Genomic DNA, 15,722 nt, shown 5'->3' with positions numbered 1-15,722 from the left:
AACGGAAAAAACTGATCTAAATGGAAAATTTAATCAATATATTCGTCAAGTCTATCTTTATCGATAACATGGTGTTTGCGTACTTCCTGGGAATGTGTTCGTACCTGGCAGTATCAAAAACGGTAAAAACATCGTTCGGGCTTGGGGTTGCTGTGGTATTTGTATTGGCCATTACCGTGCCGGTAAACTACCTGTTAAACAAATACGTACTTGGCGAAGGCGCACTAATTTGGTTGGGCGAAAGCTTTGCCGGAGTAAACTTAAGCTTTTTAAGTTTTATCATGTTTATAGCCGTTATTGCCTCCATGGTGCAATTGGTAGAAATGAGTGTAGAAAAATTTGCACCGGCACTGTACACCTCCCTGGGTATATTTTTACCGCTGATAGCGGTAAATTGCGCTATTTTGGGTGGTTCGCTGTTTATGCAAGAGCGTGAATACGCCTCCTTGGCAGAGGCTACTACCTTTGGGCTGGGCTCCGGTATTGGATTTTTACTGGCTATTGTGGGTATTGCGGCCATACGCGAAAAAATAAAGTACTCCGATGTGCCCGATCCATTGCGGGGTTTGGGTATCACATTTATCGTCACAGGTTTAATGGCGATAGGGTTTATGAGTTTTATGGGAATTCAATTATAGATGAATATGATATTTTTAGCAAGTCAGGCTACGGTGATAGCCACCAGTGTGGTAGTATTTTTATTGGTTGTACTATTCTTGGTGTCCATACTATTGTACGTAAAGAAAAAACTTACACCGGAAGGAACGGTTGTTATTGACATTAACAACGGCGAAAAAGAACTGGTAGTAGATCCGGGTCAAACATTATTATCCGCTTTAGGAAATAACAAGATATTTCTTCCCTCGGCATGTGGGGGCGGAGGTACATGTGCCATGTGCCGTTGTCAGGTACACGATGGGGCAGGCAGTATTTTGCCTACCGAAACAGACTTCTTTAGCCGTAAGGAGCAAGCCAATGATTGGCGATTAGCCTGTCAGGTAAAGGTGAAGGAAGACATGAAAATGGAAATTCCGCAAGAAGTACTCGGCATTAAAAAATGGGAATGTACGGTGGTTTCCAATAATAACGTGGCCACTTTTATTAAAGAATTTGTGGTGAAATTGCCAGATGGCGAAAATCTGGACTTTAAATCGGGAGGTTATATCCAAATTGACGTACCTAAGATTACTGTTGATTTTAAAGATATGGATATCGACGAAAAATTCCGCGACGAGTACGAGAAGTTCGGTATTTTTGACCTGCAAATGGTAAACCCCGAAGAGACCTACCGAGCCTATTCCATGGCCAATCATCCGGCCGAAGGCAATATAATTATGCTCAACATCCGGATTGCTACTCCGCCTTGGGACAGGGTAAACAATGGATTTGCAAAAGTTAATCCGGGAATATGTTCTTCGTATATCTTCTCTTTAAAGCCTGGTGATAAAGTGGTTATTTCGGGTCCATATGGCGAGTTCTTCTTAAAGGACACCAATAATGAGATGATGTTTATCGGTGGTGGAGCCGGTATGGCACCCATGCGTTCACATATCTTCCACTTGTTCCATACCCTAAAAACAGGTCGTAAAGTGAGTTTCTGGTACGGAGCGCGTTCCAGGAAAGAGATTTTTTACCAGGATCAGTTCGAGGCCATCGAAAAGGAATTTCCTAACTTTACCTTCACTATCGCACTGAGTGAACCGCACGAGGACGATAATTGGGAAGGACCGAAAGGCTTTATCCATCAGGTTATTCACGACGAATATCTTAACAAGCACGAGGAGCCGGAGGATATTGAATATTACCTTTGTGGACCGCCAATGATGAACGATGCGGTTAACAAGATGCTATACGATATGGGTGTGCCCGATGAGATGATCGCGTTCGACGATTTTGGATCATAAGGCGATGTTGAGATAAATTTAATATCAGAATACAGATTTAAAAAACAAAAAAGACTCCCTCGGGGGTCTTTTTTGTTTGCTGCGTTATCTTACCTTCAAATTATTTTTTACATTAGAACATCAACTATCTTTGTAAATTGTGCCATTATTTTTATAATTATTAAATGACAACAAAAAAACTGATCCGAAACACATTCCTCATTGTTATAGGCTTTGTGCTTTTGCTCGTGTTATTGGCGCAAGTATTCAAAAACGATATCGTTAAGCTAGCTATCCAAAAAGGCGCGAAAACCTTTGATGTGCCCTTAACGGTGGGTGAGGTCGATTTTAGTTTCCTTTATCGCTTTCCGCTGGCTACCATCGAATTCAACAACCTGGTGGCTTTTTGCCCTGATGGTACGGATACGTTGAGCGCGCATGCCGATACCATTGCCAGCATCTCCAAGCTTTATGCCTCGGTGGATATCCTGGAGTTGATCGACGGCAATATTCTGGTGCGCAAAATTGATATCGAGGATGTGAAGGCCAGGTATCAGGTGGATTCCCTTGGAAATAGCAATTTTGACTTTTTGTTGAAGCCGCCTGCCGGTGATAGCCTTACAATGGCTGAAGATACCTCCAAAGCACAAGGTGTATTTACTTTAGATAAGCTTACTTTAAAAAATATCGAGTTAATATATAGCGATGCAGTTTTAAATACATCAGTACAAGTAAATATCCCTAATCTCATCATGAATGGTAAGGCGCAACCAAGCGGGTTTTTAGCTGCAACCGAGGGAGAAGTCGTTGTGCAACATGCCCGCTACGCCAATTACAATTTGGAACCATTGGCCAAAAGCAGGCTTAACTTTAATGTTACGGCAAAGAATGACACCCTTAGTATTTCTGAATTTACGCTCAAGGCAGGCACCGCAATGCTTACAGTTGAAGGTAGTGCAGTTACTTCCGACAGCACACAGGTGGACATCCGGTTTGCGGGTAGTGGAATTAACATCGCCGAAAATGTATCCATCTTACCCCAGAATAGGTTGGCGCAATACAAAGTAAGCCATGCAGCAGGGGTGGTGGATGTAAAAGGTACGGCGCAAGGGTACCTGACTAATAATATGATGCCCCTGATTGATGTGAGCCTGCATTTGGAGGAGGGTGCTCTTGCTTACGATATTTACCCGAATTTGAAAAATATGGTCTTAGACGCCCACTATACCAACGGTTACTCCCGGACCATGGAATCATCGGTTTTAAACATCAAAAAGTTTCAGGCGCAAACATCGCTAAGCTCCATTGATTTTTCGGCAAGGATACTAAATCCCATGCAACCACAATACGACCTTAAGGCCAGCATAAGCACCGATTTAAGCGAGCTGTTGCCCTATGTGCCGGATTCTGCCGTTAGAAAAATGAGCGGTAAAGTAAAGGGTGATATATCTACCTCAGGTATTTTGCCCGACTCGATAGGAGCGGATTTTACCGATTATTTGCTGAAGAGGACCAGGTTAAACCTTAGTTTAAACCAGCTGAATCTACGTATAAATTCACTGCCCGCGCTGAATGGCTTGGGTGGGAAGCTGACTTTTATCCCCGGGAGTATTATTTTGAGTGATATTAAAGCGGAAGTGCCGGAGTATAAGGTTTCGCTGGCCGAAGGATATTTGAGAAGTCGTTATAAAGGTAAGTTGAGTGATTATCAAAATTTATCGGTTCAAATAGACAGTGTGTTGCTGGCGACGCCTTACTCCTACGTGACCGCCTCAGGTAATTTGGATGGATTTAAAAAGGTGAACTATAAACTGAATGCCACTGTAGATGCTAACTTGTCCGAAGTAAAGCAATGGCTCCCAGACGGCATAACCAATAGCATGTCAGGTAATTTGGGGGCAAGCATGGCTTCGGCGGGCACGTTTGATATTGATTCTGTAGCGGATCAATCCATGTCCTTGCTGTTCGATAACAGTACGTTTTCTGTGGACATGAACAATATATTCCTGAACATGCCCGATACCCTGATGAATGTTAAAATGTTGTCGGGGAACTTGGAGTATAAAAGCGATAGTGTTTGGGTGGACGGTTTGTCGGGCAATTATCTCGGGCTCGATTTTGCAGCTGATTCCACCATCATAGCGCATGTTTATACCGCAGCCGTTCAAAATGCGCCCAAAGAAATGTTGGTGCAGGGTAATTTTGCCGTGGGCGATATGGATTATACCTGGATAGAAAGTTTTATGGTGGATACCGTATTGGACGAAAGCCTGAAATTGCAACCTGAGGTAGAGCCATACAAAATAAACTTTACCTACAAAATAAAAGGCACCGCAAAGGCCAAAAGCTTTAAGTACGAGGAGGTGACTATCGAGAATCTCGATACCAAATTTCTGGCTCGCGTGGAGGATGGGTATTATGTGGCCGATGGCCTTACCTGCAATGCTTTTGGTGGTGATGTGAGCGCTTCGGTAAAATACGAGATGTTTCCCAATTTTAGGGATGTGCTGCATTTTAAAACAGACATGCAAAATGTAGATATGTCGCGTATGTTAAATGAGTTGGAGACCTATATTGATCAGGAGGATTTTACAGGTGAAAACGTGTTGGGCAAACTGACCGCTCAAATGGATGGAAAAATTATTATGCAGGATTACACGCCCGTGTATGATTCATTGCTGTTAAAAGGAAATCTGGTACTGGAAGATGGCGCTCTTATTAATGTTAAGCCGGTGATGGATATAGAGGATATAGCTTTTATAGGTCTGAAAAACATGGACAAGCTTTACTTTAGCACCCTCGAAAGTCAATTGTTTTTATTTAAAAACAACATGTATTTTCCGCGTACCAACATTCGCAGCTCATCGTTCGATGGGATGTTTTTTGGCATGTACAGCTTTGGCGAGGATTATGCCTATCACGTTAAGGTTTTCCTTAATCAGGTTTTGTCGGGCAAACGCAATGCCGACCTTGAAAAGCAAGCCAGGGATAGCGGTTTCGATGAAGAGGAGGAGTCGGACGGTCGCCGACCTATTTATGTGGTGTCGAAAAGCGAAAACGGGAAATCAAAGGCCTGGCTCGACAACCGAAAAGACAGGTTGCGCATGGACGCCAGGGTAAACCTTCAGGAACAAATGGTTAACTTTAGGTTCGATCCCCGGTTGGTTTTGTATAATACGGATGAATAAAGGATGATGTTAAAAAGAAACTATATTTATACTGTTTGTTTTTGCCTTGCTATGCTTGTGTTTGGCGGATGCAAAAACGCACAGGAGCAAGGTGTACGAAGAATAGAGGCCATACTGCAACAAAATGCAGAAGATATCGTGTTCGGAAACGAAACGGCAAAGCATACCATTTTTCTGTATGCCAGTTACAATTGCCAGTATTGCAGGTATTTGTTTTCCAGAACTTTTCCCGGGTTAAAAGAAAATTATCTGGACAAAGGATTGGTAAAAGTAGTGCTGAAGTTCGTTGATTTTGGCGAAGATCCGCAAACGCAATATGCCTTAAAAGCAGCCAGTTGTATTTATCGCCATGGCAATTATCATAAGTTCCATGAGTTATTGCTGGCAGATCCAGCCATAGTGGCAAGCGAAAAGTTTAGGGCCTTGGTTGATGATATTATGGCCGAAAATACCGATATTGCACAGTGTGTTTTAAGCAAGCCCGATAGTGATTTTCTAAAAAATAATCTTAAAGAATTCAGAGAACATCAATTTACGGGAACGCCCACCATGGTGATTAACAAACATGTTTACACTGGATTTGTATCCTTTGAAAAAATAGATGCAATAATTAAAAAGGAGTTTGAAATGTAAAACTGTACCCAATTTCCATTTAAGGGTGCTGCTTAATTTTAGTCTATTATCTCATATCTAAATACCTAAAGAAATATGAAAACAAAACTGATTTTTACTTTGATGCTGGCGATACTGGCCTTTGTAGCTTGCTCCGAAGACGAATCGGGCGAATTTTGCGAGAACCCCGGAGCTACCTGTCCCGATGATACAGCCATTGACGCAAGTGCTTGTTGTACCTCTTCGAGCTGTTATTGGACCTACAAGGGTACGGATTATCCATGCAATGGAACAAACTGTAATGCGGTTACAGCCAGTATTATTACTGATGCCTGTGTGGCCGGTGTCAACCTAAAATCGTGGGATGGCGATTTAGCTAGCTTGCAAGCGCAAATGGAAGCTGTAACCGAAAAGCTATTAGCCGAAGCCCGTGCCTCGTGTGCCGATTGTAAATAAAAAGAGGTTAGAACTGAGGATGTTCTTGGATCCGACAGCCTAAAATATCAACAGGGTAGTGAATAATTCAGGGTATACGCATGGGGTGAATAGGTGTATGAGGTAAATATTCACTCGTGAGTAGAAGGGTTTGCTTCGTGAATTGTCCCATGCGTGTTGTGCTCAAATCAGCAAGTTCTTAATCAAGTGGTTTTCTTCCGGATTGTTTCCGATCTTATTCTCCCTAATGTTCATTTCTTCAATTTGCTTTTCTTTAATCAAATGAAAGGGAAACGATCGGAGTTGATTGTTTTTGAGGTAAATATTTTTTATTGTCTTTGAATCCAATAAATGCTCGCAGCCCCCGATGACCTGATTATCGTTAAAATCTATAAGCCAAAGCGCAGGGCAATCCGCAATTATCGATGGTATTTTTTCAAATTTATTATCGCCCAGGTATAGTTTTTCGAGTGCGGGTAACTGTGCAATAGAATCTGGTAGAGCAGCTAGTTTATTGTGGCGCAAATCTAAATATTTCAAGTTTTTTAAAGCCGAAATTTCTTCGGGCAGGGAGGTTAAATCATTGCCCTGTATATCCAGGTATTCGAGATGCTCAAGTTTAAAAAGCTCCCGTGGCCACCGACCCTTTAAACGGTAATTAGGTATATTGAGATGCGTAAGCTGACCTAGATCGTTGAGTTGGTATCCTTTTAAAAACCAAACCATTCTTTCTACGCGATCCAGGCTCATAGGCAATTGGTCGTTTAGCTTTTGGATGATAGTTGAATCTGTCTTTTCCATCATACTTTAGAAACAAAGCTGGTTTATTTCATTTCGCAAAGCATCGTATTTAGTTTTGCTTAAACCAAATGTCTGGAGCAAAACCATATTTTCCAATAACTGTGAGCAAGTTACTACCCCTTGATTTAGCAAATGTTGTTTTGCTTTGGAATTAAGATTGTTTAATATCGTAATGGGATATATTTTTAAATCTTCGATAATATTTTTTAAGCCCTTTCCAATCGGGTAATCCCATGCCAGTAGGTTTAATCCATTGCAGTTTCCGTATTGCAAAGAATCTGACGAAAAGCTGGTATTTGTGACTACCCAGCCCGTAAAGGAATATCCACGATATTCCTCCATACCTTCTCGTTTGCGTATGATGTCGTCCACCCGCGAGCGCACATACAAGGGTACCTGAATGCTTACATGCTTCCCTTGATCCTTATGGTATTTGCATTCCATTAAATGTTGAATGCTGTTGTTTGTGGCAATCACATCCATTTCGTGTGTTAGGCAATGCCCATCTACAACAACCCCAACCTCGGTGTCGAAGCCTTTTTGTTTAAATAACTGCCCTATCAAGATCTCAAACGGATAACCTGTTGGCCCTAATGCAAATAGGGCCTGTTTTAACTTGTAACGTGTTGCCGGCCTGGTTGCTTCGCGATGTAAAATTGAAAAGGCACGTCTGTATATTTCTTTGGTCGTGGCACCGGGAAATATCCAATCCTGTATGTCGGCAACTATTTTTGCAACCGTATCGCTTTGTGCACCTGCATTTAATAAGGAGTGCCGTAATTTTTTAGGCATAAACAGCTCCTCATCGCCCGATGCCTTTTTGATAAGGATGTTTTTTGTTGATGTTTTATTGTCCATAACTAAATTTTAACGGCTAAGGTATTGCATAGTTTTGTGGTATGGGGTTATGATGGGGCGAACAATCAGCACGCTTAACATCTTAAAGTAAAAAAAATGCTAATCTACTTGCTAAAATATAAAACATAGCTGATATAGTTGTTAAAATAGCACCTTTAATACGAGTTAACCTCTTACTATTATACAATTCCATTTGAAGAGGCCGATTGACCCCTTTTGCCAGAAATATTTAAACATAAACTCCAGGTTCTACAGAGATAGAGTAAGGTGAATGTGCCTGTTGTTTTGCAGCAAATAGTTGTACCGTCATATCATATGTTCTAATTATAAGGAGAAGTTATTATATCGTTAGTACCGTGCATCCTTTTTGGTTTACTCCACAAGCTCCTTATATAAATCATAATTTTCCTCATCAAAACATGCAAAAATAACCTTTTGCACCGATGCTGCTTTGAATGATTTAACCGCGGAAAGGGCAATTTGTGCTGCTTGTTTTTTGGGATAGCCATACACCCCCGTACTTATATTGGAGAAAGCGATGGTTTTAACATCATGCTGAGCAGCCAGCTTTAAGGCATTTAGATAGCAGTTTCTGAGTTTTTCAGGCTCCCCGGAGTCTCCCCCGTTCCATATGGGGCCTACGGTATGAATGACGTATTGAGCCGGTAATTTACCGGCCCCGGTTATTACTGCCTCACCCGCCGGGCAGTCGCCTTGTCTGTTACGGATTACCTTGCACTCGGCAAGGATGGAAGGGCCGCCGGCCCTGTGTATTGCACCATCAACACCACCACCACCCATAAGCGACGATTTGGCTGCATTAACAATGGCGTCAACTGCTAATTTTGTGATATCGGCCTGTATAACTTCTATTTTCATATACTCTAATTAAATTGCTTTCATTTGTCATATAGCCTGCCCCGACCTTTCGGGGGCTCGTTTCATAAATTTAAACAATCATTAAGAAACTAATGGATTGAAAATACTAATTAGTGTATGTCAGCTAAAAAGTACAGAGAAATAATGACCGATAGCCATTTGTATTTGGTTTTTTGCCATTATGATTCTTCTAATAATAAAATATCGGTAGCATACTCATAAGCATGGAAGTCTTCTTTGTCTATCCAAACATTAGAGCTTATGATATGGTAATTATTATCTTTTATTTTATGTATTTCCTAAATGGTTTTAGCAGCATCTGAGAATACTTCACTTCCGTTAATCTGACCTTCAAATAATCGTTTTATCAGGTTATTATCTTTAAGCCCTGCCCCTAAAGCTTTAACTATAATCTCTTTATCAATAATGAGAGGCATACTTTCGGTCATTTGGCCTTTAGACGTCTCCTATTGAGTGTTTATTATTCTTCTATAACTATCTTCTTTGATATTGAATAATTATCATTGTTAATTAGTACTAAGTACATTCCCTTTTTAAGGTCTGACACATCTATTTCTGATGATTGAAAAAATACATTATGAATTATTGTTTTTCCAGATAGATCAATAATTTTGAAAGTGTATTCTTTAGGCGTACTGATTTGAATTTTCAGTATACCATTTGATGGGTTAGGAAAGGTGTTGAATTCCATATTATTTCCTTCCGCATTTAAGCCTAGTGTATTATCTAATTCATAAACCTTCACCCAATCAATAAAAACGGAACAAGGAAATTCAGCTTCAGGAATAATTGAACCACCATATGTATAATCCTGGCCGCCTACACCAGCACTTAAAATTGCATACATTTTATGCTGAAAAGGATTCCATTCCTCAAAATGGTTTGAATATTCAGAAACACCAACTCTACTACCATCTATAATATTAATTGCATCTTCATCTTGTCCATCAACTCGAAAGGCGCCTCCATCATTCAAATAATGAATGTGATAAACGTAATCGTTAACAAAAAACTCAATTTTATCTTTATACCAATCTATACCATATGTATGAAAGCCGGTACTTCCAGCATTTGGCTCATTTTCAGGAGGAGGATAGCCTCCATATTCAGGTTCACAAGGATTCGGAACTTGCCCTGTTTCATAGCTATAATAGAATCCTTTGTGTCCATGGTTCCATGATTGCCATTGATTATTTTCCCAAAACCATGCATAATGAACACTACCAAGATTATGGTAGGGGATCGATCCTACATATTCCATAATATCAATTTCTCCGCCCTGGGGCCACATAATATAATCCCATCCTTCAGGAATTTCATCAGGCATCATCCAAAAAGCAAAGCCTTGACCTTTGTGTTTTATATCTTTTGGAAAAACCTTTGCGACAATCCTGTGTCCCGGTCCCCAGGAAGCTTTATCGGCAGAAATTACTCTTCCGCTGGTATAGTTTCTGTCTATATAAAATTCTTTTCGTGTTGTAATAACAAGACACCCATCGTCTGCACCAGGTACATTATTCTGAAAGCTTATATTTTCAATTTTATCGGTTGCTCTATCTAGTTGACCTGTACCCCAATCTCCATTTACTCCTGTACCAGTTTCGTAACTCCATTTGCTTAAATCTAGTTGACCTTGATTAAAATTGTCCTCCCACACTAATTTTCCAACTTGACCATGAATTGAAGGATTTAAAACGATGACTGAAAAAAATATAAAAAGTAATCTCATTTTTACATCAAAATATTTGTAATTTTTAATGCCCAGCATGAACACGAGTACTAAAGTACTTAAAATAATCCAGAGGGTGCTGTCTGCCACAACTGTCCCGAACTTGCTTCGGGAGCTAGCTTGCCGGTTGTCAAACAGGGAAGTAAATATGAGGCTGATTTAGGAGGGTAAGAAAACACTTCCCGTCCCCGTACCGAAGATGGGATATTTACAATGCCTAAGACTGTGGTATTTCAATACATATTTGCCTGCTTACCTAGTAAGCTATAAAGGTATTTCCTTCCTTATTTTTTCGAGGCTCCATTTTTCCATTAAAGCTTGTTGATAAATTTTTGCTCTACTTTTATCATTTTTCATTAACAGCGCCTCAATTTTATCATTATTAAAATACATATCTCTTCTGCTATCGCCCATTTCTTCCTCAATAAGACTTAGCTTGTTATTGGGAGGCAACACTGAAAAGTAAAACTCGCCAAATACATCTGTTTTCATCCTGAATGGCTTTAGTTGGAGCTTTAACTGTTTGCCACAAGCATTTAACCCGGCTAAACGGCCTTGATGTTCAGCGGCATGCCATAGCCCGGTAATTTGCCCCAGGGGATGCTCCGCTACATCGCCGGCAGCATACACATCCGGAGCCGAGGTTTCGAGATGCTCATTAACCATTATACCGGTGTTACACTTTATATGTGCATCGATGGCTAATTTGGTGTTTGGGAGATAACCGATAGTGGAAATAATGGTATCAACCTGATGCTCCTGACCATCTATCGTCATCAAAGATGTTCCGGATTTAGATTGTTTGTAAGCCAATTGTGTGATGCCTAATCGTAAATTAATGCCTGCATTTAGAATTGATTTTTCTAACATATGGGCAAACTTGGGGGTGAGAAAACGTTTTAAAACCATACTATTGCGTTCAATAAGCGTTACCTCTTTGCCCAATTTTATCAGTTGTTCAGCCGTTTCTACACCTTCTACCCCGGCACCAATAACTAAATACCTTTTTGACTTAGCGGTTGAACGTACAATATTTTCAACTTGACGGGCAGTGTGCACCTGATGTACTATGTTCTCGGTTAATCCGTCTACATAGAAATGTTTTGGTATTTTTCCGGTGGCAATTATCAATTTGTTGTACTTTATGCTGCCGCTATGATTAAAAGTGAGTACGTGTTTTGTGGTGTTTATCTGCTCCACTTTGTCGTAAAGCAATTCTACATGCTGGTCAGCTAACCAATGATGATCGATTAACGCAAATTCATCTTTAGAAAATCCTTTGGCTATGTGTTTGTTTATTTTTGTTCTTTTATATGGTATTCTATCCTCGTTATTAACCCAAAGAACCGAGGCCGATTTATTTTCTTCCCTAATGGCTTTAATGGCCGAAAGTCCGGCAATACCTCCACCTACAATAACAAAATTTTTAACATTCATATTGAGTTTGTTTTAGTTTAATTATAATGCTTTACACAACAAATTGTTGTGGATTCGTGCAAAAATAGATGGGTAAAAAAAAGAAACTTATATTTGCCGGCTCACAAAGTGTTGGTATTTTTGTTTTACAAATGATATTGAATTATTTATGTCCCCAATTTTTGAGCCTACTTTATTGCTGAACGAATCTGTTTGCAAAGCGAATATTAAACGAATGGCCGAGCGTGTTAAAGGATGGAATGGAGACTTTAGACCTCATTTTAAAACACATCAATCGGCCCGGATTGCCGAATGGTTCAGAGAGCAAGGCATTGAGCGTATCACTGTTTCTTCGTTTAAAATGGCAAGGTATTTTGCACAAAATGCCTGGAAGGATATTACGGTAGCTATTACGGCTACACAAATTGATGCCGCGAGTATTAATACCCTGGCAGCAAAAATTAACCTGAATATCGTAGTGGAGGAGGAGCAAACCATCATGGCGCTGGAAAGGGGTTTACAGCATCCTGTAGGTGTGTTTGTTAAAGTAGATACCGGCTACCACCGTACCGGAGTTGATGCCGATGATTTGATAAAAATAAAAAAAATGCTGAGTGGCTTAAGGGAGACGAAAAAATTAATTTTTATCGGATTCTTAACGCATGCAGGTAATACGTATGGAACTCGGAATAAAGTGCAAATAAGCGAAATAGTTGAGCCGGCTTTACAAAAATTTTTGGCTTTAAAAACATTCCTGAAAGACCATTTTCCGCTGATGCAATTATCATGGGGCGACACACCAAGCTGTTCTGTTTACAGCGATTTTTATGGTGTTGATGAGTTTCGTCCGGGTAATTTTGTTTTTTACGATTGTATGCAAGTGCAAATTGGAGCATGCCAATTAAGCGATATAGCGGTTTGTTTGGCGGCACCCGTTATAGCCGTGCATCCGCAACGCAACGAAATAGTTGTACATGCCGGCGCTGTTCATTTGTCGAAGGAAGGGCTTGAGTTGGCGGATGGATCAACAACGTACGGCAGTGTGGTTAAGCTGAACGGACGCGATTGGGATTCGGAACAAGTGCTGGGACAGGTTAGGTCTTTGTCGCAAGAGCATGGCATTATTTCGGTAAGCAAGCAAGTAATGCCTACCCTTAAACCAGGCGATGTGGTGGGGGTTTTACCTGTTCACTCTTGCCTAACGGCTAATTTGATGAAGCAATTTCTTAGCACAGATGGTAACTTTATTGAAATGATGAAGTAAAACAAGTTGAAACGAACTTTTCAGTAATTAAAACATAGTGATTAAACGTATTTATATGAAGCAGATTTTACTTGCAATGTCCCTAATTTTTATGTTGGCGGGGTGTGCCAGCAAGCGATATGTTAAAAAAGCAGGTTTGCTCGAAAACTCTGGTTTGTATGCGGATGCGGCTGATAACTATTTTGCGTCCTTACAAAAAAATATCAATAATATTGATGCTAAATTAGGGCTTCAGCGTACAGGCCAGTTGGTACTCGACGATAAAATGGAAATATTTAAAACACAATATCAAAATGGTAATCCTAAGGAGGCTGTTTATGCGTTTAGAGCAGCTGATGCTTACTATAACAAATTGCAAGGCGTAGGTGTTAAACTAATCTTTCCGGATGAACAACATGCTTATTATAAGGAGGTTGAGGATGCTTTTTTAAGTGGGTTGTATCGTGAAGCATCAAAGGCGCTGGATTTAGAACAATTTACCAGTGCCGAAAAACTATTTGCCGAGATATTATCTATCGACAGTAATTATAAGGATGCCAAAAGTAAATGGACGACTGCCCATTATGAGCCAATGTATCGAAATGGTAAAGAGCTGATGCAGAATAAAATGTACCGATCGGCTTACCTGGTGTTTAAAGATATAGTGGCTAAGGTTAAAGTGTACCATAATAGTTTGGCTTTGATGAATGAATCGTTAAAGCAGGCCAAATTAACCATTTATGTGTCTTCGGTAAATACCAATTTTTCATCCTATAAAACCCTTGCGGGTCAACTAACCAATAAGGTGGTAAAGGGTATAAACAGCATCAACTCGCCTTTGTACGAGGTAATTGGAACAGGAAATGCCATATCGCCCGCGAAAACACTTACTAAAAAGGCGTTTCAGTTCGATCGCACAAAAGGTGTTGTAAGCAGCCAACCCATGCCAGATGCCAAAGCTGTGTTTAGTGCCCAGGTGCAAAAGTACAATGTAAGTAAAGGGCAAGTAGTAAAAACGGAGAAGAAGGGTTATTTAAAGAGGGTAGAGAAGTATGTAGATGAAAAAACAAAGCTATCGAAGGAGAGAGAGGTATACGACAAAGTTACCTACTATGAATACCAGGCTGTTAATAAAGTAGCTTTATCTGTATCCTATTCCGTAAAACGAACGGATAGAGATGAGGTACCTGTATCCGATATATTTAATAGGGAAGAGAAGGATAAAATGCATTATGCCGAATTTAAAGGTGACTATAAAAAATTAATTCCCGGCATCTGGAAGTACCTGAGTAAGGATAGTGATGAAGACAGGGTGTACGATAGTGCCTCAGCCATCAGTAGTTTACATAAAATGTTTGAAAACAAAAAGACAATTCGGAGCAATCCGGAGTTGGAGAATGCATTGACTGAGGCTTGTGTTAAACAAATAACGGAGCAGATTAAAAACTATAAACCCGAAAATTAACAATGAAACTTAAACGTGAAGTTAAAATGCGAAACAGTTTATATTTGTTCGTATTGCTTACTCTGCTTGCTTGTTCGAGCCAAAAAAAACAAAGGGAACTATTGGAGCAAAGTAAGCCTGCATGGCTGAAGCAACGCCCCGTAAATAGTGATTATTATTATGGAATAGGTATTGCGCCTAAGGTGGGTGCTGCCATGTTGTTCGAGGATAAAGCAAAGGAAAAGGCGCTGGCCGATATTTCGAGTCAAATTAATTCTACCATTCAAGCAGAGGCTATTTTTTATCAGGTAGAGGACAAGCAAGGAGTGAAGGAATATTTGCAGAACAGGATTAAATCCACATCGGCAGAATATCTGGAGGGATATGAGTACCTGGACAAATGGGAAGATTTGTCGAACACCTATGCTTTTTATCGTCTCTCAAAGCAGAAGCACAAAGAGGTTAAGATTCGTAGAAAAAACGAGGCGCTTAAAATGGCAAGTGATAAATATTTAATGGGTATAAGCCGTTTAAGCAATGGTCAGCACGTAGCAGCTATTGAGCATTTTGCCCTTGTTATTGATGCTTTAAGCGGGTATTTAAATGAATCGACAGTAGCAGACGTGCAGGGAAAGAAAATAGACCTGGTTTCGGAATCTACCCGGGAAATAAATACCATCGTAAGGGGGTTAAACTTTATTTCAGACGTGGAAACAGCGGGTTTTGAAACATGTTACATTGTTTGCGATGCACAAAAAAAATCGGTTAGTAACATGCCGGTACAGTTAAAATATTCAGGTGCTTATTTGGTAAACGATAGGATAAAAACAGACCACAGGGGTAAAATAAGCTTACCGCACTTATCCGCTACCAACAATACGGTTGATAATGCCTTAGTAGTGCAGATAGATTTGGTGAGCCTTGGTCGTCAGGTTACCCGAAATCTATATGTCCGCAAGATTATTGAACAACAAAAAGCAAGTGAAGTTGTTGTGAAAATCACAAAGCAAGGACATAGCTAAACGGAAACCGATAATGGAATAGCATCAGCTTATAGATGTAAATTTAATTGCTTTTTGGAATGGGTGATGGTGCGTCTCTCAAAAAGGGGGGGGTAATTATGCTCTTTTGGGATTTCTCTTTGGGTACTAAGTTGCACAATCCGCTTATGTCGTTGTCAGGTACCTTTCTTCGAGCGCCCAAACCTTACGCT

Annotated in this window: 14 protein-coding genes; 8 read left to right on the top strand and 6 right to left on the bottom strand. The window is 40.2% G+C overall.

The genetic code is table 11. The annotated features are described in order from the left end of the window. Positions 1–20: 20 nt before the first annotated feature. The 5 genes from nqrE to FN809_RS09290 all read left to right on the top strand — a co-directional run bounded on the left by nqrE (position 21) and on the right by FN809_RS09290 (position 6,139). Positions 21–638 (top strand): NADH:ubiquinone reductase (Na(+)-transporting) subunit E, encoded by a 618-nt coding sequence (gene nqrE, locus FN809_RS09310; protein WP_142533249.1) that lies wholly within the window; start codon positions 21–23, stop codon positions 636–638. A 6-nt stretch (positions 639–644) separates the two neighbouring features. Beyond that, entirely contained in the window at positions 645–1,904 is a 1,260-nt protein-coding gene (nqrF, locus tag FN809_RS09305) for an NADH:ubiquinone reductase (Na(+)-transporting) subunit F (protein WP_142533248.1), read from the top strand. A 164-nt stretch (positions 1,905–2,068) separates the two neighbouring features. Beyond that, entirely contained in the window at positions 2,069–5,071 is a 3,003-nt protein-coding gene (locus tag FN809_RS09300; RefSeq protein ID WP_142533247.1) for an AsmA family protein, read from the top strand. 3 nt (positions 5,072–5,074) lie between these two features. Further along, a complete protein-coding gene (locus FN809_RS09295; RefSeq protein WP_142533246.1) occupies positions 5,075–5,704 on the top strand; it encodes a DsbA family protein in 630 nt (209 codons plus the stop codon). A gap of 75 nt (positions 5,705–5,779) precedes the next feature. Beyond that, positions 5,780–6,139: a hypothetical protein gene (locus FN809_RS09290; RefSeq protein WP_142533245.1), complete on the top strand. Its 360-nt coding sequence runs from the start codon at positions 5,780–5,782 to the stop codon at positions 6,137–6,139. Between the two features lie 162 nt (positions 6,140–6,301). Here the strand turns inward: FN809_RS09290 and FN809_RS09285 are convergent, their stop codons facing one another. The 6 genes from FN809_RS09285 to FN809_RS09265 all read right to left on the bottom strand — a co-directional run bounded on the left by FN809_RS09285 (position 6,302) and on the right by FN809_RS09265 (position 11,843). Next, on the bottom strand, positions 6,302–6,922 hold the full coding sequence (locus FN809_RS09285; RefSeq protein ID WP_142533244.1) for a leucine-rich repeat domain-containing protein: 621 nt from the start codon (positions 6,920–6,922) through the stop codon (positions 6,302–6,304). 3 nt (positions 6,923–6,925) lie between these two features. Next, on the bottom strand, positions 6,926–7,777 hold the full coding sequence (locus FN809_RS09280) for a PDDEXK family nuclease (protein WP_142533243.1): 852 nt from the start codon (positions 7,775–7,777) through the stop codon (positions 6,926–6,928). Positions 7,778–8,149: 372 nt separating this feature from the next. Next, the gene (locus FN809_RS09275; RefSeq protein WP_142533242.1) at positions 8,150–8,656 is read right to left on the bottom strand and encodes an O-acetyl-ADP-ribose deacetylase; all 507 of its coding nucleotides are present in this window, start codon (positions 8,654–8,656) and stop codon (positions 8,150–8,152) included. 299 nt (positions 8,657–8,955) lie between these two features. Then, positions 8,956–9,093: a hypothetical protein gene (locus FN809_RS17745; protein WP_185957517.1), complete on the bottom strand. Its 138-nt coding sequence runs from the start codon at positions 9,091–9,093 to the stop codon at positions 8,956–8,958. 44 nt (positions 9,094–9,137) lie between these two features. Beyond that, the gene (locus tag FN809_RS09270; RefSeq protein WP_185957516.1) at positions 9,138–10,445 is read right to left on the bottom strand and encodes a T9SS type A sorting domain-containing protein; all 1,308 of its coding nucleotides are present in this window, start codon (positions 10,443–10,445) and stop codon (positions 9,138–9,140) included. 225 nt (positions 10,446–10,670) lie between these two features. Next, the gene (locus FN809_RS09265) at positions 10,671–11,843 is read right to left on the bottom strand and encodes an NAD(P)/FAD-dependent oxidoreductase (protein ID WP_142533241.1); all 1,173 of its coding nucleotides are present in this window, start codon (positions 11,841–11,843) and stop codon (positions 10,671–10,673) included. 148 nt (positions 11,844–11,991) lie between these two features. On the opposite strand from FN809_RS09265, the gene FN809_RS09260 reads away from it, so the two are divergent. The 3 genes from FN809_RS09260 to FN809_RS09250 are packed head-to-tail and all read left to right on the top strand — an operon-like array spanning position 11,992 to position 15,531. Then, positions 11,992–13,086 (top strand): alanine racemase, encoded by a 1,095-nt coding sequence (locus FN809_RS09260; RefSeq protein ID WP_142533240.1) that lies wholly within the window; start codon positions 11,992–11,994, stop codon positions 13,084–13,086. A 55-nt stretch (positions 13,087–13,141) separates the two neighbouring features. Next, positions 13,142–14,530: a tetratricopeptide repeat protein gene (locus FN809_RS09255; protein ID WP_142533239.1), complete on the top strand. Its 1,389-nt coding sequence runs from the start codon at positions 13,142–13,144 to the stop codon at positions 14,528–14,530. A gap of 26 nt (positions 14,531–14,556) precedes the next feature. Further along, a complete protein-coding gene (locus FN809_RS09250) occupies positions 14,557–15,531 on the top strand; it encodes an LPP20 family lipoprotein (RefSeq protein ID WP_185957515.1) in 975 nt (324 codons plus the stop codon). Positions 15,532–15,722 lie beyond the last annotated feature (191 nt).

Origin of the sequence: Saccharicrinis carchari, assembly GCF_900182605.1 — a bacterium.
Classification (GTDB): Bacteria; Bacteroidota; Bacteroidia; order Bacteroidales; family Marinilabiliaceae; genus Saccharicrinis; species Saccharicrinis carchari.
Note: the sequence above shows the minus strand (reverse complement) of the source record. Positions and strands in the feature narration are given on the sequence as shown.

Coding starts and splice junctions, on each gene's coding strand:
- nqrE (WP_142533249.1), top strand. CDS start 21: ATGGAAAATTTAATCAATATATTCGTCAAGTCTATCTTTATCGATAAC.
- nqrF (WP_142533248.1), top strand. CDS start 645: ATGATATTTTTAGCAAGTCAGGCTACGGTGATAGCCACCAGTGTGGTA.
- FN809_RS09300 (WP_142533247.1), top strand. CDS start 2,069: ATGACAACAAAAAAACTGATCCGAAACACATTCCTCATTGTTATAGGC.
- FN809_RS09295 (WP_142533246.1), top strand. CDS start 5,075: ATGATGTTAAAAAGAAACTATATTTATACTGTTTGTTTTTGCCTTGCT.
- FN809_RS09290 (WP_142533245.1), top strand. CDS start 5,780: ATGAAAACAAAACTGATTTTTACTTTGATGCTGGCGATACTGGCCTTT.
- FN809_RS09285 (WP_142533244.1), bottom strand. CDS start 6,922: ATGATGGAAAAGACAGATTCAACTATCATCCAAAAGCTAAACGACCAA.
- FN809_RS09280 (WP_142533243.1), bottom strand. CDS start 7,777: ATGGACAATAAAACATCAACAAAAAACATCCTTATCAAAAAGGCATCG.
- FN809_RS09275 (WP_142533242.1), bottom strand. CDS start 8,656: ATGAAAATAGAAGTTATACAGGCCGATATCACAAAATTAGCAGTTGAC.
- FN809_RS17745 (WP_185957517.1), bottom strand. CDS start 9,093: ATGCCTCTCATTATTGATAAAGAGATTATAGTTAAAGCTTTAGGGGCA.
- FN809_RS09270 (WP_185957516.1), bottom strand. CDS start 10,445: ATGCTGGGCATTAAAAATTACAAATATTTTGATGTAAAAATGAGATTA.
- FN809_RS09265 (WP_142533241.1), bottom strand. CDS start 11,843: ATGAATGTTAAAAATTTTGTTATTGTAGGTGGAGGTATTGCCGGACTT.
- FN809_RS09260 (WP_142533240.1), top strand. CDS start 11,992: ATGTCCCCAATTTTTGAGCCTACTTTATTGCTGAACGAATCTGTTTGC.
- FN809_RS09255 (WP_142533239.1), top strand. CDS start 13,142: ATGAAGCAGATTTTACTTGCAATGTCCCTAATTTTTATGTTGGCGGGG.
- FN809_RS09250 (WP_185957515.1), top strand. CDS start 14,557: ATGCGAAACAGTTTATATTTGTTCGTATTGCTTACTCTGCTTGCTTGT.